This window comes from Microbacterium sp. SORGH_AS_0862 (genome assembly GCF_030818795.1).
In the GTDB taxonomy this organism is placed as follows: Bacteria; Actinomycetota; Actinomycetes; order Actinomycetales; family Microbacteriaceae; genus Microbacterium.
The window spans coordinates 1,569,410-1,586,496 of record NZ_JAUTAY010000001.1 but is presented as its reverse complement, the minus strand read 5'-3'; the positions used below and the strand labels follow the sequence as shown (position 1 = coordinate 1,586,496).

Here is a 17,087-nt window from a genome sequence, read left to right as displayed (position 1 = left end):
TCGTAGCTGAGCAGGATCCTGTGCGGAGAATCCGCAGGGTCGGGAGCGAGTCTACGGGCCCCGGCCTGGGATTCACCGAGCGCACGCCCGGGTTGAATGGACTCATGCACACCGCCATCGCCCACCGCCTCGCCGACGATCTGCACGCGGCGGGTTTCACGACCGCGGTTCTTCAGTCGTTCATCGGCGTCGCCGCCGAGTCGGCGCTCACGCGGGCCGTCGCCGTGCCGGCCCGACGGGTGCTCGCTCGGCATCCGCATGAGGCGGTCGCCGTGCTCGCGCGCCTGTTCGTGCTGGGGGACGCCGTCGACGCCGCATCCGTCGCCGCGGCGCTGCCCATGACGGGACTCGAGGATGCGGAACGGCTCGGCGTGATCGAACGCCGCGGGCAGCGTGTGGTGCCCGCCGTGGCGCTGCGCCCGCACGTCTTCGCCGACGGCGGCGACGGATGGATCGCGAGCGATCTGGACGAGCTCGCCGGTGTCTTCCCGCTGCGCGCGGACCACGTGCTCGGCGTCGGCGGCGCCGGCAGGACGCTCGTCTCCCTGCTGCCGGCAACCGGGAACGGCCGCGCCCTCGACCTCGGATGCGGGTGCGGGCTGGTGGCGTTCGAGTTGCGCCGGAGGGGGTTCGAGGTCGTCGCGACCGACATCTCGCCCCGGGCGCTGTGGTTCACGCGGCTGGGTTCTGCGCTGAACCGGCTGGAGGGCATCGACGTCCGCGAGGGCAGTCTGTACGAACCCGTCGGCGACGAGCGCTTCGAACTGATCGCCTCGAACCCGCCGTTCGTCATCACCCCCAGGGTCGCCGGCGTGCCCGCCTACGAGTACCGGGACGGCGGTCGGGCCGGGGATGAACTCATGCGCGAGGTCGTCGCCGGTGCCGCATCCCATCTCGTCGACGGGGGGCGTGCGATCATGCTGGGCAACTGGGAGGACCCTGACGGCCTGGCGGGGCTGGAGCGGGTGCGCGCGTGGACGGAGGGCGTCGGCGCGTGGGTGATCGAGCGCGAGCAGCTCGATCCGGCCCGGTACGCGGAGCTCTGGGTCCGCGACGGCGGCACCAGGCCCGGCAGCGACGAGCACGAGGCGCTGATCGGTGCCTGGCTCGACGACTTCGAGACCCGCGGTGTCGCGGGCGTCGGGCTCGGCTGGGTGCAGCTCATGCGCGGTTCGGGACTGCGCCGCTTCGAGCGGGTCGCGCAGGGGGTCGACACCGCCGTGCTCGCCGCGCACACCGCCGCCGTGTGGCGGGCAGCGGCGTGGCTGGATCGCACCGATGACATGGTGCTCGCCGCATCCGTGCTGCGCGTCGCCGCCGACGTCACCGAGGCCCGGCACCACCTTCCCGGTGCGGAGGCGCCCAGCGTGATCGAGCTGCGCCAGGGAGGCGGACTCGCCCGCACGGTGTCCGCGGACCCGGCGCTCGCCGCGCTCGTGGGCGCGAGCGACGGGGAGCTGCCCGTCGGCGTGCTCATCGACGCCATCGCGGACCTGCTCGAGGTCGATGCCGGAGCGCTGCGAACCGACCTGCTTCCGAAGGTCCGGGAGCTCGTGCTGACCGGGATGCTGGAGGTGCCGCACCGCGCGGCCGATTAGGCTCGTTGCATGCTCAACATGGCCGAAGGTCTCTCGCGCCTGGGCACCCTCGCCTCCTCACCCGTCGTGGTCGTGCTCGCGGACGCCTTCGCGGACGCGGGACACGAACTGGCCGTCGTCGGCGGCCCGGTGCGCGACGCGCTGCTGGGGCGGACGACGCACGACCTGGACTTCACGACGGATGCGGATCCCGACGAGATCCTGCGCATCGTCACGCCGATCTCCACCGCGCAGTGGGACATCGGCCGGGCATTCGGCACGATCGGCGCCCGCATCCGCGGCGAGCAGGTCGAGATCACCACGTACCGGGCCGACGCCTACGACGGCGAGACCCGCAAACCCGTCGTCGCGTTCGGCGACTCGCTCGAGTCCGACCTCGTGCGTCGCGACTTCACCGTCAACGCGATGGCGCTCCGTGTGCCGGGCCCGCAGCTCGTCGATCCGCACGGCGGCATCGAGGATCTCGTCGCGGGCGTGCTGCGCACCCCCACCGATGCGCGGATCAGTTTCGGCGACGACCCCCTGCGGATGCTCCGCGCAGCGCGCTTCTCGTCTCAGCTCGGCTTCACGGTCGACGCCGATGCGGTCGCGGCGATCTCCGAGCTGCGTGAGACGCTCGGGATCGTGAGCCCGGAGCGCATCCAGGGCGAGCTCGTGCGTCTGTTGCAGACCGATGACCCCGTGCGCGGTCTGCGTCTGCTTGTCGACACGGGGCTGATCGACCTGTTCCTCCCCGAGGTGCCGGCGCTGCGCCTCGAGGTCGATGAGCACCACCACCACAAGGACGTCTACGAGCACTCGCTCACCGTGCTGCGGCAGACGATCGAGCTCGAGCGCACGCGGCATCCGGACGCCGCTCCCGACGTGCCGCTGCGCCTCGCGGCGCTCCTCCACGACATCGGCAAGCCCGCGACGCGCCGGCTCGAGCCCGGCGGCGCGGTCACCTTCCACCACCACGACGTGAAGGGATCGCGGATGGCGCGCAAGCGCCTGCGTGAGCTGCGGTTCGACTCGGCCACGATCGAGTCCGTCGCGCTGCTCATCGAGTTGCACCTGCGCTTCTTCGGGTACGCCGAGGGAGCGTGGACGGATGCGGCGGTGCGCCGCTACGTGCGGGATGCCGGCGACGAGCTGGAGCGCCTGCACATCCTGACCCGCGCCGACGTGACCACGCGGAACAAGCGCAAGGCCACGCGGCTGCGTCTGGCCTACGACGACATCGAGCGGCGCATCGACGAGTTGCGTGCGCAGGAGGAGTTGGACGCCATCCGTCCGGAGCTCGACGGCAACCAGATCCAGCAGATCCTCGGCATCTCGCCCGGGCGAGAGGTGGGCGAGGCGTACCGGTTCCTGCTCGATCTGCGGCTGGATGAGGGCGTCCTCGGGCCCGAGGAGAGCGAGCGCCGCCTGCGCGAATGGTGGGCGGCGCGGGGCTGATGCCCGCCGACCGGTGCGTGGCCGCATCCGGTGCTCGGCCGCATCCGCCCGACAGGAAAAACCGCCCATCAGGACGCTCTGACGCGAATCGTCCTGATGGGCGGACATCTCCTGCGGGAGGGATGCGGCGCCGGCTCAGACTGTGGCGGACGCGGCCTCTGCGATCGAGCGACCGCCATCGCGCGCGGCGTCCTCGGCGGCGGACTTGATGTCGGCGGCGATCTCGGAGAACTGATCCAGCGCGGGGTTCACACCCACGAGGGTGAACGAGCGCTGCACGACGCGGAGGTCGAGGCCCCACACGTCCTCGAGCACGCGACGCAGCCATGCAGTCGAATGGTCCCAGCCCTCCTTGGGCGTGCCGGCGTCGTAGTTGCCGCCGAGCACCGTGACCAGCACGGCGGGCTTGCCGCGCAGCGCCGTGCCCTGCGGATCGATGCGCGGGTCGGTGTAGGCCAGGTCGAACCAGGTCTTCGCGTGCTGCGAGACGCCGTAGTTGTAGAGCGGGACCGTGAGCAGGAGGGCGTCGGCGTCGATGAGCTCGTCGGCGAGGCGCGTCGCCAGGGCGAGGGCCTCGCGCTGCTCGGCGGTGCGGTCGGCGTCGGGCAGGTTCCTCCCGGTGACGGCGGCCGCCCACGCTGTGGCCGGGACCGGCTCGGCGGCGAGGTCGCGACGGACGACCGTCTGGTCGGCGTGGGTGGCGAGCCACTCGGTCTCGACGATGTCGCCGAGGGCGCGGCTGGCGGAGGTGGGGGGAAGGATGCTCGCATCCAGACGGAAGAGGGACATTGTGCTCCAATCGACCTAGCGGCTAGTAAAAAGAGAGTGACTCCGTGAACGCTAGCACGGCTAGACTGGGGTGCGTGGCCGCAGAGCAGCACGACGAGCGTCAGTGTGACGCCGCCGTGTCGCGCGCCTTCTCGGTTCTCGGCAAGCGCTGGAACGGCATGATCCTCGACGTGCTCGGCGAGGGGCCCCTGTCGTTCGTGGGGCTGCGCCGGGCCGTCACCGGCATCAGCGACGCCGTGCTCTCGGATCGCCTCGTCGAACTCGCCGACGCCGGCCTGGTCGTGCGCGATGTGGATGCAGGTCCTCCGGTCGCGGTCTCCTACGCGCTGACGGATGCGGGCGCCCGCCTCGTCCCGATCCTCGCCCAGCTGGGCGCCTGGGCCGACGGCAACCTCTCCGCCACCCGCTGACCCCCGCGTCCCCGCCTCCGCCCGCCGGCGCGCGCCCGTTCGCCGGTGCGCCCGCCCCGCCCCGCGCGCGCCCGTCCGCCGGTGCGCCGGTGCGCCCGCCCCGCCGTCAGCATGTCCCACTTCCTGCAGTGCATGTCCCACTTGGCGCAAGAAAGTGGGCCCGGAACTGCGAAAAGTGGGACATGGATGTCGATGACCCCGCACACACCAACGTTCCCCTGTCACAGATCGACGTCCGGACGTCGATCTGTGACAGGGGAACAGGGGGTGTGGGTCCACGAAGTGAGGGCGTCAGGGGGAGGAGCACCCTCAGGGGGAGGTTCCTCAACCGGGGCCCCTCGGCGCGGAGGTTCCTCAAGGGGTCCCACCGGACGGAGGTTCCTCAAGGGGCCCCTCGGCGCGGAGGTTCCTCAACAGGGGTACCTCGGGACGAAGGCTCCTCAGTCGCGAGGGTCGGAGTCGAGGGCCTCGCGCACCAGGTGGCTGATGTCGATGCTCACGATCCGCGCCGGTCCGGCGGGTGGGGGCGGCGGAGCCGCGGGGGCGTCACCGTTGGCGGACGCATCCGGGCGACCCTGACCGATCATGCTCATGGCGTCGCCTCCACCTCGGGTGCGGGCTCAGGAAGAGGCGCCGTATCCGTCCCCGTACTGGGCCCGAGCGTCGGACTCGGCGTCGGTTCCGTGCCGGCGTCCGGCTGCGCGGGCACGGCCGGAACCTGTGCGAACGGTGCGCGGGGCAGGGTCCCGATGGCGGTGTCCGCATCCCACTCGCTCACGCCCGTCGCCTCGCGCAGCGGGAACACGTTCCACAGCGGGGAGCGCCCCGTGCCCTCGTAGGCCGTCGTGACTGGACCCCCGCCGCCCAGGAAGTACTCGTCCCACCACCATCCGTTCATGACACCCTCGGTGCCGACGGTCGTCAGCGGGGTTCCCTGGTCGGTGTACAGCTGCACGTTCTCGAGCGGGTTGCCCTCGGCGTCGTAGGCGAACACGTTGCGCACGCGCTCCCCGTCCAGCACGAGACCGGGCTGAGTCGTGTCCATCGGGACGTAGTTCGCATACGCCGACTGCGAGGCGAAGTATTGCGGCAGCACCGTGGGCGCCGCGATCAGCGCGATCGCCGCGACGATCGTCGCCGCCACGTTGAGCGCGCTCCGCAGGCCCCGCACCCAGCGGTGAGGCAGCCACTTCCCGCGCCCCCACTGGATGCTGAGGAGCACCAGAGCCGCCAGGATCGCCCACGCCACGATGTTCGTGGGCACGTAGTCCGCCCTGCCGATGAACGGAATGGTCAGGAACACCAGCATGAGGTAGAACGCCACCCCGCGCGCGATCCACCAGACCGGGCGCAGCGACACGAGCAGATCGAGCGTGGCGGAGCCGAACCGGGATGAGCGGATGCGGGTGGCTGCCGCCTGCCGGGCGCGCTCCAGCTGCTCGCGCACCGGCACCTTGACGGCTCGACCGTTGCGCTCGGGAAGTCCCGCGGCAGCGCGGAGCTCCGCGGCGTAGGTCGCCGCATCCGGGAGGGAGAACGCCTCGCCGCTGTCTTCGGCCTGTTCGGACAGGTCGGCTTCCAGACCGTCGAGCAGGTCGTCGACCTCGTCGGCGGGCAGGTCGTTCAGTTCCGCGCGGACGGCGGCGGCGAAGGCCGGGATGTCGGCTCGGGGCTGAGTCGTGGCGTTCATCGTCCTTCTCCGATCGTGCGCAGCGCGGCGGGTTTTACGAGAGGCGTCGAGCAGCGTGCTCAGCGCGAGCGAGAACGAGGCCCAGTCCTCGCGCTGCGCGTCGAGTGCCGCGCGCCCCTGCGGGTTGATCGCGTAGTACTTGCGGTGCGGACCGCCGTCCGAGGGCACCACATAGCTCGAGAGCGACCCGGCGCTGTAGAGCCGGCGAAGCGTCCCGTAGACGGATGCGTCGCCCACCTCGCCGAGGCCGGCGTCGCGCAGGCGTCGCACGATGTCGTACCCGTAGGCGTCCTCGTGCTGCACGACCGCCAGCACGGCGGCGTCCAACACCCCCTTCAACAGCTGCGTGGTGTCCATCCGCGCTCCTCTCTCCTCTGCGAAGCAAGCTACCACGCAGTGCGCAGTAGTGCGAGCAGTGCAGTACCGTGTGTCGCACAACGACCCTGTCGCACCGCGTGCCGCGTGCCTACACTGAAGCCACCTGATCACCGTCGATCGGAGTCGTTGTGCCCTCGCCCTGGTCTCTGCGTCGCGAGGCGTCGGCCGAGAGCTCGCGCCTGCTGATCGAGCGCGCGCACGAGGAGTTCGTCGGCGGCAACGCGCAGGATCCGCGGGTCACCGCCGTGCGCGGTCTCGTCCGCGAGAGCTGGCAGCGCTCGGCCCGAAGCCTCGTCGGCGTGGAGGCCGTGCCGCCCCTGGATCTCATCTCGGACGAACTCGACGCCTACCGCCGCACACATCCCCTCGCGAGCGTCATGGACATGATCCGCCAGCTGCTGTTGCCGGGCGATGAGGACGAGTCGGGCGTCGTCGTCGCGGTGGGGGATGCGGCGGGCCGTCTGCTGTGGGTCGAGGGGGATCGCCGCATCCGCGACCTCACGGGCGACATGGGTTTCGTCGCGGGGGCGAACTGGTCGGAGCAGGCCGTCGGCACCTCGGCGCCCGGCACGGCCCTCGCCCTCGACACGTCCGTCCAGATCCGCGGAGCCGAGCACTTCAACCGGCTCGTCCAACCGTGGTCGTGCACGGCGGCGCCGGTGCGCGACCCGGAGAGCCGACGCGTGCTCGGGGTCATCGATGTGACCGGGGGCGCCGAGGTCACCACGCCGCAGGCGCAGTTGCTCGTCGACGCGACGGCGCGGGCGATCGAGGGGGAGCTGCTGGTGGCCAGGCTGCGGGCGCGCGCCGAACCGCCCGTGAAGAGCCGGCCCCCGCGTCGTACACGCGGCGCCACCGAGCACGCCACCCTCCGCGTGCTCGGGCGCGACCTCGCCGTGCTCGACGTCGTCGACGACCGGGGCACCACTGTGACCGAGCTGAGCGCACGGCACGCGGAGATCCTGCTCATGCTGGCGGTGCACCAGCAGGGGCTCTCGGCGGAGCGACTGGCCGCCCTCGTGTACGGCGAAGCCGCGCCAGTGGAGACCCTGCGCCCGGAGATGGTGCGACTGCGCCGGGTACTCGACGCCGTCGCCCCCGCGCTGATCCCCGCATCCCGTCCCTATCGGCTGACGAGCCCTCTCCAGACCGACGCCGACCATGTCGTGTCGCTGCTCGATCGCGGCGCGCACCGCGTGGCCCTCACCGCGTATCGCGGTCCCGTCCTCCCGGACTCCCGCGCGCCGGGGGTGGAGGAGCTGCGGCAGAGCGTGCAGGCGGCGCTGCGCGAATCCCTCCTCGCCGGGGCGGGGCTCGATGTGCTGCTGGCCTATGTCGACACGGATGAGGGACGCGAGGATGCGGATGCGCTGCGCCTCTGCCTCGGGATGCTCGCTCCGCGTTCGCCGCGTCGCGGGCCGATCGTCGCGCGCTTGGAGCAGCTCGGCGCCTAGTCGTCTCGACGCGCAACCCGATGCAACCCGGGGGTGCTTACGGTGTCGGGCAACGAGCGCGGCGCCGATGCCGCCTCCGTCCTGATCGTCGAAGGAGATGACATGACCATCGTTGAAGACGGCGTCTCGAGCGTCTACGCCGCCCCCGGGTCCCGCGGATCGGTCGCCGAGTACCGCAGCCGCTACGGCCACTACATCGGCGGCGAGTTCGTCGAGCCGATCAAGGGCCAGTACTTCGAGAACATCACCCCGGTCACGGGCAAGCCGTTCTGCGAGGTCGGTCGGGGTACGAGTGAGGACATCGACCGCGCCGTGGATGTGGCGTGGCAGGCGTTCGAGAGCTGGAAGAAGACGACGCCCGCCGATCGTGCGAACATCCTCAACAAGATCGCCGGCCGCATCGAGGCGAACCTCGAGAAGATCGCCGTCGCAGAGACGTGGGAGAACGGCAAGCCGGTGCGCGAGACGCTCGCCGCCGACATCCCGCTCGCGGTCGACCACTTCCGCTACTTCGCGGGGGTCCTGCGGGCGCAGGAGGGCTCGCTCAGCCAGATCGACGAGGACACCGTCGCCTACCACTTCCACGAGCCGCTGGGCGTGGTCGGCCAGATCATCCCGTGGAACTTCCCGATCCTCATGGCCACGTGGAAGCTCGCGCCCGCCCTCGCCGCCGGCAACTGCGTCGTGCTCAAGCCCGCCGAGCAGACACCAGCATCCATCCTCTTCCTCTTCGATCTCATCGGTGACCTGCTGCCGGCCGGCGTCGTGAACATCGTCAACGGCTTCGGCATCGAGGCGGGGGCGCCGCTCGCGCAGCACAAGCGCATCCGCAAGGTCGCCTTCACGGGCGAGACCACGACCGGCCGGCTCATCATGCAGTACGCCTCGCAGAACCTCATCCCGGTGACGCTGGAGCTCGGCGGCAAGAGCGCGAACATCTTCTTCGAGGATGTGGCCCGCGAGCGCGACGCCTACTACGACAAGGCGCTGGAGGGCTTCACGTTCTTCGCGCTGAACCAGGGCGAGGTCTGCACCTGTCCGAGTCGTGCCCTCATCCAGCGCTCGATCTACGACCGGTTCCTCGGGGACGGCCTGGAGCGGGTCGGCAAGATCGTGCAGGGAAACCCGCTGGATCCCGCGACCATGATCGGCGCGCAGGCTTCGAACGACCAGCTCGAGAAGATCCTGTCCTACATCGAGATCGGCAAGGCGGAGGGCGCGAAGCTGCTCGCGGGAGGGGAGCGCGTCGACCTCGGAGGCGACCTGTCCGAGGGCTACTACGTGGCACCCACGGTGTTCGAGGGTCAGAACAGCATGCGCATCTTCCAGGAGGAGATCTTCGGTCCGGTCGTCTCGGTCACGAGCTTCGAGGGCTTCGACGACGCCATCCACACCGCGAACGACACCCTCTACGGTCTGGGCGCCGGGGTGTGGAGCCGATCGGCCGACACGATGTACCGCGCCGGGCGCGGCATCGAAGCGGGGCGGGTGTGGACGAACACGTACCACCAGTACCCGGCGCACGCGGCCTTCGGCGGATACAAGCAGTCGGGCATCGGACGCGAGAACCACCTGAAGATGCTCGATCACTACCAGCAGACGAAGAACCTGCTCGTCTCCTACGCCGACGGGCCGATGGGCTTCTTCTGAGTCACGCCCGCCGCATCCGTGTCCCACTTTCCGCAGGAATCAGGGGTGAAACCTGCGGCAAGTGGGACACGGGATGCGGCAAGTGGGACACGGGATGCGGCAAGTGGGACACGGGAGGAAGGAAAAAGGGATGGACGAGGAACCGATCGAGCGGACGGCGGAACGGGTCGCGGTGACGGATGCGGCCGCATCCCTGCTCGTGGAGCTCACCGCGCAGCACGGCCCGCTCATGTTCCACCAGTCGGGCGGATGCTGCGACGGCTCCGCACCCATGTGCTACCCCGTCGGCATGTTCCTCACCGGACCGAGCGACGTGCGACTCGGCGCGCTGCGCGTCGCCGATCTCGCGCCCATCGAGGTCTTCATGTCCGAATCGCAGTTCGAATACTGGAAGTACACGCACCTGACGATCGACGCCGTACCGGGGCGCGGCGCGGGGTTCAGCGTGGAGGCGCCGACGGGGATGCGGTTTCTTATCCGGTCCCGGATGCTGGAGCCCGCGGAGCTCGAGGCGTTCGGCCTCGCGGCGGGCTGATCAGACGCCGACGCGCTCGCGCGCGGGAGCGGGCGCGACGACGACCTCCGGGTCGGGGTCGCGGCGGAAGATGATCTTGAAGATCGGGAAGAACACGGCGCACGAGATGAGGGCGTTGATGAGCATCGTGACGACGTCGGCCAGGGTCTCGCCGGTGGCGCCCATCGCCCAGACCGTGATGAACAGGTCGTACACGGGCGCCTTGTAGAAGCCCTGCAGCGCTGCCGCACCGAACGTGATCACGACGTAGGCGAGCGTGTACCAGAGCGCCGCCCACCACGGGTTGCTGTTGGACTTGAAGGTGATGTTGCGCTGCGCGAAGAAGTTCACGACCTGCGCGATGGCGAGAGTGAGCTGCACGGCGAGGAAGTAGGCGAGCCCGCCCCCGCCCGCCGGAAGAGCGCCGGCCGCGTAGTCGAAGATGAAGTAGTCCGAGCCGATGGGCAGGGCCTGGAAGCCGGTGTCCACGAGCGGCGTGAGGGCGAAGACGGCCTTGAACACCGGCATCAGTACGAGCTGGAGCACCGTCATCCCGACGTTGAGCAGCGAGAACACGATCAGCTGCGCCCACGTGGGGCGGGCGTCGGCGAAACGGGTCCATCCCCGTCGGATTCCTGCGAACATCCGTGGCTCCTTCCGAGGGCTCCGCCGGGCACCTGCATCCCGGTCCCGCGCGACGAAGCCGCAGCGAGTCCATCAGGCGTAGGAGCCTCCGACGTCGACGCCCGCAGAATCTGTCGGTTCCGCCGCACGAACGGTCACCGACGAGAACGACGAAGGGATGCGACCCCTGCGGGCCGCATCCCTTCGTCCGTGTGAGTCGTGGGACTCAGGCGCAGAGCTTCGTGAGCTCGTCGGACGCCGTCTTGAGGCGCTCGCTCGAGGCCTGCACGTCGTCGTTGATCTTGGTGAGTTCCTCGAGCTTGGAGGGGTCGGAGCCCGCGGCGGCGAGAGCCGACATCGACTCGCCGATCGTCTTGTACTCGTCGGAGACGGCCTGCAGCGGCTTCTTCACGTCGGGGTTCGTGACCTCGGCGAGGGCGTCGTCGAGTCCCTTCTGCACCGTCTCGAACAGGTCGGTCGTGGCCTCGCTGTCGCCCGAGGCGGCCGCCGACATCGAGTCGGTCAGCTTGCTCTGGGCGTCGCTGAGCTTGTCCTGGGCGATGGAGCACGCCTCCTGGACGGACTGCGACGAGGCGGCCGCGTCGCCGCCGCCGTTGTCTCCGCCGCCTGCGCAACCGGCGAGGGCGAACAGGGCGATGGCCGAAAGGGCGAGGGGTGCGAGTTTGCGCATGAGAATCCTCCGTGTGCTGCGTGTGCGGACATGGGTCCGCCCCCGTCACGGAAGACGCCCCCGCTCTTCACGCTAGAGGGCCGCCGCGGCCCGTCGTCCCCCCGTGAGAGGGATCTCATTCTGTACTAAGGATCGACGTAGGCTATGCCGGTGGATACGACGCGCATCGCGGAGGCGATCGTGCGTCGCTTCGCCCGCCGCACGAATCTCATGATCGCCTCGCGCACAGTGCGGGTCGACACCGCGCCCGCCCACCGCGTCGTCGCCGAGCGACTCACGGCTCTGCTGCACGATCTGGGTGCGGTCCTCACGACCGGGGCGGCCTCGGATGCGGGGATGCTGCGCTTCGACTTCACGGCTCTTCCCGCCGGCGCGGATCCCACGGATGTGCCTGTCCTCCTCGGCGGCGCGCCGCTGCCCGAGCGGCCCGACGCCGCGGCACGCATCGCCTTCGCCGCCTCTCACATGCCGGTCTCGGCGACCCTCGCCGAGGACATCGACGTGCGGGGTCTGCGCATCGGCGTGTGCATGGTGCTCGAGCCGAAGACCGCCCAGCTGGCGCTCCTGCTGCGCTCTCGCGGCGCCGACGTCGCGGTCTACGGTCACCCCGACGAGACGGATGCGGCCGTCGCCGCGGCGCTCGCGCAGCGGGGGATCCCCGTCGACGGCGGCGCCGACCTGTCGGGTCTCGAGGAGCGCGCGGCGGCCGAGAGTTTCCTGCGCCGGGGCTTCGACATTCTCATCGACGACGGCTCGCACCTCATCCGCCTGGCCCACGAGATCGACCCCGCGATCGCCGCATCCTGGATCGGTGCGAACGAGGAGACCACTTCGGGTCTCACGCCGCTGCGGCGGATGGATGCGGCGGGGCTGCTGCGCACCCCGGTCATGGCCGTCAACGACGCCGCCGCCAAGACTCGGTTCGACAACCGCTATGGCACCGGCTTCTCCTGCGTTCTGGCGATCGCGGACCTCCTCGATCAGCACGGGCTGACCGTCCGCGACCAACCCGCGCTCGTCATCGGCTACGGCCCCGTCGGCGAAGGCGTCGCGGCATACCTGCGCGCCCTGGGTGCGGCCGTCTCCGTGGCCGAGGTCGACCCGGTGCGGGCTCTCACCGCGCGCCACGACGGCTATGCGGTCGGCCCCGCATCCGCATTGGCGGACGGCGCGCTCGTCGTCTCGGCCACCGGCGTCGCCGGCACGATCGACGCGGCCCTCGCCGAGCGCGCCGTGGCGATCGCCGTCGCAGGCGGCGTGCCGGGAGAGGTGACGGCGGCGGCCGCCACATCCGCAACTCTCCTGCTCGGTGCCGGCGGAGCGGTGAACATCACCGCCGCCGAGGGCAACCCGATCGAGATCATGGACCTGTCGTTCGCGGTGCAGCTCGCCGCCCTCGACCACCTGCTGCGCACCCGCCCGGGTGTCGGCGTGCACGCGCTCCCGTCCGAGATCGACGACCGTGTCGGCCGTGCGGCGCTCGCCGCCCGCGGCGTGCGGATCGACGAGCGTTCCGCGACCGCCGGTTCGGACGGCGACTGGCGCTCGGCCCGCTACGAGGAGACCCGCGGATGAGCGTGGTGCTGTACTCGGCCGATCTGGTGCTGCCCATCACCGCACCGCCGATCCCGCAGGGAGCGATCGCCGTCAGCGGCGGCCGCATCCGCCACGTCGGCGATCGCGACTGGGTGCGCCGCGAGCTCACAGCCCGCGGCGCCTCGTTCACCGAGGTGCACTGGCCGGGGGTCCTCCTGCCGGGGCTCGTCAACGCCCACTCGCACCTGCAGTACACGGGCATGGCCGAGGTCGGTCGCGGCAGCTACCGCGGCTTCGAGGACTGGGCGGCAGCGTTCGACCCGGTGTACGAGCGCGGACACGACTGGAAGGCGGATGCGGACGCCGGAGCACGCGCGGTGATCGAGGCGGGCACCACCGCTGTCGCCGACATCGTCACCGATGCACCCGCAGCCGGTGTGCTGCACGACGCGGGCCTTCACGGCATCACCTACTGGGAGGTGATGAGCTGGACCAACGCCGACTGGGCGGCGACCGGCAGAGCGCAGGTCGAGGCGGCGCTGGACGCGCTGCCGTCCCCACCCGGCACCGGGCTCTCGCCCCACGCGCCGTACTCGCTGGACGTCGAGCCGCTGCTGGAGATCCCCGACATCGTGCGCGAGCGCGGCGGCCGCATCCATCTGCACCTCGGTGAGGCCGCGTTCGAGCGCGAGTCGGGCGGCCCGCATCCGACGCCGTGGCAGGAGCGTCGCGCCGGCAGCTTCCGCGAGCTGCGCGGCGACGGTTTCGGCACGGGGGCGACCGAGTTCGTCGATCAGCTCGGCGTGCTCGGACCCGACTGCCACATCGCGCACGGCGTCTACATGACCGCACGCGATCGCGCCCTGCTGCGCGCCCGCGGCACCTCCGTGGCGCTCTGCCCCCGCTCCAACGCCGTCATCGGCCTCGACGAACCGCCCGTCGCCGCCTACCTCGCCGAGGGCAACGGCATCGCCGTCGGCACGGACTCCCTCTCCTCGAGTCCGTCGCTGGACCTGCTCGCGGATGTGGCGGCGCTGCACCGCATCGCCAGGGCGCAGGGCTACTCCGACCGAGCTCTCGCGGCTCAGCTGCTGCGGGCCGCGACCCTCGGCGGCGCGCACGCGATGGGCATCGACACGGGCCCCGATCGCACCGGCTACCTCGCGGTCGGAGCCCTCGCCGACCTCGCCTTCCTCGACATCCCCGTCACGACGATCGACGACACGATCGAGCACCTCGCCACCGACGGCGCGGGCCACGCGGCGGCCACCGTGATCAGCGGCGGGTTCCGACACACGACACCCTCCTTCACCGAGCACACCGGAGTCAGCGCATGAGCACCCGTCCCGCCACCGCCGTCACCCTCGATCTCGCTCCGCATCCCGAGGGCGGTTGGTTCCGCCGGATGTGGACCGCGACCGCAGGGGTGGAGACGCCGACGGGCCCTCGGCCGGCGGCCACCTGCATCCACTACCTACTCACACCCGGCGAGCACAGCGCGTGGCACGTCGTCACGAGCGACGAGATCTGGCTTTGGCACGGACCGGGAACCCTCGAGCTGAGCTTCGGGGGCGAGGGCGACGAGCCGGTCGCCGAACGCACCGTGACCCTCGGGCCGGACCTCGCCGCCGGACACCTCGCGCAGGTGACGGTGCCGGCAGGCGTGTGGCAGTCCGCCCGGCTGGGCGGCGAGGTCGAAGCGCTCGTCAGCTGTGTCGTTTCGCCAGGTTTCAGCTTCGAGGACTGGCGACTCGCGCGTGATCTAGGCTGAGCGCGGCGTCGGCCACAGCAACCCGCCGACGCCCGACCCGACACCCCCTCTTCCTGCTTGGAGTCCCCGTGATCACGACCTCCCGCCTCCGGCGCCTGACCGCCGGTGCCGCCCTCGGCGCCGTCGCAGCGCTCGCCCTGACCGCCTGTGCCTTCGCGGGGGAGTCCGCCCCCGCCGCATCCGAGGACGGGTCGCTTCCGACCCTCACCGCGGGCAAGCTGACCATCGCCACCGGCGAGCCGGCGTACGACCCCTGGATCGTCGACAACGACCCCTCCAACCAGAAGGGTTTCGAGTCGGCCGTCTCATACGCGCTGGCGGAGAAGCTCGGCTTCTCGGCCGACGACGTCGTGTGGGTGCGTTCCACGTTCGACAGCGCCATCGCGCCGGGGCCCAAGGACTGGGACCTCAACATCCAGCAGTTCTCGGTGACCGACGAGCGCAAGCAGGCCGTCGACTTCTCGTCGCCGTACTACACGACCTCGCAGGCCGTCGTCACCTCCGACAGCTCGGCCGCGGCGAACGCGACGACGATCGACCAGCTCAAGGGCTACACGGTCGGCGTTATGAGCGGCACGACCAGTTACACCGTCGCCGCCGAGGAGCTCGGCACCGACAAACTCAGCGTCTTCAACAACAACGACGACGTCGTGCTCGCCTTCCAGTCCGGCCAGATCGACGCGTTCGTGATCGACCTGCCCACCGCTTTTTACCTCGCGAACGCCGAGCTCGACGGCGGCAAGATCCTCGGTCAGTTCGCCGACACGACCGGCGGCGACCAGCTCGCCTACGTGCTGCCCAAGGGCTCGGAGCTGACCGACCCCGTGTCGAAGGCGCTCGACGAGCTCCGCGCGGACGGCACGCTCGACGAGCTGCAGAAGACCTGGCTCAGCGAAGCCGTCGACGTTCCGGTCCTCGGCTGAACATGACCACGACCGACGCCGCGTGGCAGCCGAGCGAGCTCGAGCTCGCCCGGCGCGCCACGCGGCGCCGGCAGTCCACGAGATCGGTGCTGATCGCCCTCGCCAGCACCGTCGTCTTCGTCGCCGTCATCGGCTACGCGATCGTCTCCAGCCCCGGCTGGGAGGACGTGCGCCGGAGCTTCTTCGACGTCGACATCGCGCTCGCCGCCTTCCCCTCGGTGCTCGCCGGGCTGTGGGTCAACATCCAGGTGCTGCTGGTGGCTGCCCTCGCCGTCGCTGTGATCGGCACGCTGCTCGCCGTGATGCGCTCGCTGCGCGGCCCGGTGTTCTTCCCGCTCCGTGCCCTCGCCACCGTCTACACCGACCTCTTCCGCGGGATGCCGCTGCTGATCGTGCTGTACCTCGTCGGGTTCGGCATCCCCGCGCTCGGCATCTTCGGCCGCGTGCCGGTGGTGCTCTGGGGCACGATCGCGATCGTGCTCACCTACTCGGCGTACGTCGCCGAGGTGCTGCGCGCGGGCATGGAGGCGGTGCATCCCTCGCAGCGGATCGCCGCCCGGTCGCTCGGACTCAGCCACGCGCAGACCCTGCGCATCGTCGTCATCCCGCAGGGCGTGCGCAAGGTCGTGCCCGCTCTCATGAACGACTTCGTGTCGATGCAGAAGGATGTGGGACTCATCTCCGTCCTCGGTGCCGTCGACGCCGTGCGCGCCGCCCAGATCCAGGTGGCCGCGACCTACAACTTCACCCCGTACATCGTGGCGGGGCTTCTCTTCGTGGCCATGAGCCTGCCGATGATCCGTCTCACCGACTGGGTCTCGGCACGTCTCGCCCGCCGCGAGCAGACCGGGGGTGTCGTGTGAGCGTTCTCGACGTCATCGGCGTGCGCAAGGACTTCGGCGACCACCAGGTGCTGCGCGGCATCGACCTGACTCTCGCCCAGCACGAGGTCGTGGTGCTGATCGGAGCCTCGGGCTCCGGCAAGTCGACGCTGCTGCGCACGATCAACCTCATCGAGCAGGTCGACGACGGCCGCATCCTGCTCAGCGGCGACGACATCACCGATCCCACGGTCGATCAGGATGCGGTGCGCGCCCGCATCGGCGTCGTGTTCCAGCACTTCAATCTCTTCCCGCATCTGCGCGTGATCGACAACGTCACCCTGGCGGCGCGGCGCGTACACGGCGTGCCGCGCGAGCAGGCGCGTGCCCGCGGCATGGAGCTGCTCGAGACGCTGGGCCTCGGGGCGAAGGCTCGTGAGTTCCCCGACCGCCTCTCGGGCGGGCAGCAGCAGCGCGTCGCCATCGTGCGCGCGATCATGACGGATCCCGAGCTCCTCCTGCTGGACGAGATCACCAGCGCGCTCGACCCGCAGCTCGTGGGCGAGGTGCTCGATCTGGTGCGCGAGCTCAAGACCCGCGGCTCCACCATCCTGATGGCGACGCACGAGATGTCGTTCGCGCGGGAGGTGGCCGACCGCATCGTGTTCATGCAGGGCGGCACGATCATCGAGCAGGGGACACCCGCGCAGGTCTTCGACGCGCCGCAGCATCCCGAGACGATCCGGTTCCTCGAGCGCGAACGTCGCGGCGGCGCCCTCGCCTGAGCCCGTGCAGCGCTGG

Annotated in this window: 16 protein-coding genes and 1 pseudogene; 12 read left to right on the top strand and 5 right to left on the bottom strand. The window is 70.6% G+C overall.

Annotated elements, in window-relative coordinates; translation table 11 throughout:
• The first annotated feature begins 104 nt into the window (after positions 1-104).
• Positions 105-1,598 carry a methyltransferase gene (locus tag QE377_RS07570; protein WP_307321359.1) on the top strand — a complete coding sequence of 498 codons (1,494 nt, stop codon included), beginning with the start codon at positions 105-107 and terminating at the stop codon, positions 1,596-1,598.
• A gap of 9 nt (positions 1,599-1,607) precedes the next feature.
• A complete protein-coding gene (locus QE377_RS07565) occupies positions 1,608-3,035 on the top strand; it encodes a CCA tRNA nucleotidyltransferase (protein ID WP_307321357.1) in 1,428 nt (475 codons plus the stop codon).
• Positions 3,036-3,170: 135 nt separating this feature from the next.
• Here the strand turns inward: QE377_RS07565 and QE377_RS07560 are convergent, their stop codons facing one another.
• The gene (locus QE377_RS07560; protein ID WP_307321355.1) at positions 3,171-3,824 is read right to left on the bottom strand and encodes an FMN-dependent NADH-azoreductase; all 654 of its coding nucleotides are present in this window, start codon (positions 3,822-3,824) and stop codon (positions 3,171-3,173) included.
• Between the two features lie 74 nt (positions 3,825-3,898).
• Between QE377_RS07560 and QE377_RS07555 the strand changes: the two genes are divergently transcribed.
• Complete coding sequence (locus QE377_RS07555; RefSeq protein WP_307321352.1) at positions 3,899-4,234, top strand: helix-turn-helix domain-containing protein; 336 nt, start codon at positions 3,899-3,901, stop codon at positions 4,232-4,234.
• Positions 4,235-4,674: 440 nt separating this feature from the next.
• Here the strand turns inward: QE377_RS07555 and QE377_RS07550 are convergent, their stop codons facing one another.
• Positions 4,675-4,827: a hypothetical protein gene (locus QE377_RS07550; RefSeq protein WP_307321349.1), complete on the bottom strand. Its 153-nt coding sequence runs from the start codon at positions 4,825-4,827 to the stop codon at positions 4,675-4,677.
• 1,142 nt (positions 4,828-5,969) lie between these two features.
• Positions 5,970-6,281: pseudogene (locus QE377_RS07545) on the bottom strand (PadR family transcriptional regulator); the annotation flags it as partial.
• 149 nt (positions 6,282-6,430) lie between these two features.
• Between QE377_RS07545 and QE377_RS07540 the strand changes: the two are divergent.
• The 3 genes from QE377_RS07540 (at position 6,431) to QE377_RS07530 (ending at position 9,941) form a co-directional block, all read left to right on the top strand.
• On the top strand, positions 6,431-7,756 hold the full coding sequence (locus QE377_RS07540; protein ID WP_307321347.1) for a transcriptional regulator: 1,326 nt from the start codon (positions 6,431-6,433) through the stop codon (positions 7,754-7,756).
• Between the two features lie 102 nt (positions 7,757-7,858).
• Positions 7,859-9,406, top strand: coding sequence for an aldehyde dehydrogenase family protein (locus QE377_RS07535; protein ID WP_307321345.1), 1,548 nt, complete (start codon positions 7,859-7,861; stop codon positions 9,404-9,406).
• A gap of 130 nt (positions 9,407-9,536) precedes the next feature.
• Positions 9,537-9,941, top strand: a complete 405-nt coding sequence (locus QE377_RS07530) for a DUF779 domain-containing protein (RefSeq protein WP_307321343.1) — start codon at positions 9,537-9,539, stop codon at positions 9,939-9,941.
• On the opposite strand, the gene QE377_RS07525 is transcribed toward QE377_RS07530, so the two are convergent.
• Positions 9,942-10,565, bottom strand: a complete 624-nt coding sequence (locus QE377_RS07525; RefSeq protein ID WP_137418528.1) for a hypothetical protein — start codon at positions 10,563-10,565, stop codon at positions 9,942-9,944.
• A 205-nt stretch (positions 10,566-10,770) separates the two neighbouring features.
• The gene (locus QE377_RS07520) at positions 10,771-11,235 is read right to left on the bottom strand and encodes a hypothetical protein (protein ID WP_307321340.1); all 465 of its coding nucleotides are present in this window, start codon (positions 11,233-11,235) and stop codon (positions 10,771-10,773) included.
• A gap of 150 nt (positions 11,236-11,385) precedes the next feature.
• Between QE377_RS07520 and QE377_RS07515 the strand changes: the two genes are divergently transcribed.
• The 6 genes from QE377_RS07515 (at position 11,386) to QE377_RS07490 (ending at position 17,071) form a co-directional block, all read left to right on the top strand.
• Positions 11,386-12,810, top strand: coding sequence for an adenosylhomocysteinase (locus QE377_RS07515; protein WP_307321338.1), 1,425 nt, complete (start codon positions 11,386-11,388; stop codon positions 12,808-12,810).
• Positions 12,807-14,108, top strand: a complete 1,302-nt coding sequence (locus QE377_RS07510) for an amidohydrolase family protein (RefSeq protein WP_307321336.1) — start codon at positions 12,807-12,809, stop codon at positions 14,106-14,108. The genes QE377_RS07515 and QE377_RS07510 overlap by 4 nt, the downstream gene beginning before the upstream one ends.
• A complete protein-coding gene (locus tag QE377_RS07505) occupies positions 14,105-14,542 on the top strand; it encodes a cupin domain-containing protein (RefSeq protein ID WP_307321333.1) in 438 nt (145 codons plus the stop codon). Before QE377_RS07510 ends, QE377_RS07505 begins: the two co-directional genes overlap by 4 nt.
• Before the next feature lie 68 nt (positions 14,543-14,610).
• Entirely contained in the window at positions 14,611-15,465 is an 855-nt protein-coding gene (locus tag QE377_RS07500) for an ABC transporter substrate-binding protein (RefSeq protein WP_307321330.1), read from the top strand.
• Between the two features lie 2 nt (positions 15,466-15,467).
• Positions 15,468-16,328, top strand: coding sequence for an amino acid ABC transporter permease (locus QE377_RS07495; RefSeq protein ID WP_307321328.1), 861 nt, complete (start codon positions 15,468-15,470; stop codon positions 16,326-16,328).
• Complete coding sequence (locus tag QE377_RS07490) at positions 16,325-17,071, top strand: amino acid ABC transporter ATP-binding protein (RefSeq protein WP_307321326.1); 747 nt, start codon at positions 16,325-16,327, stop codon at positions 17,069-17,071. The genes QE377_RS07495 and QE377_RS07490 overlap by 4 nt, the downstream gene beginning before the upstream one ends.
• Positions 17,072-17,087 lie beyond the last annotated feature (16 nt).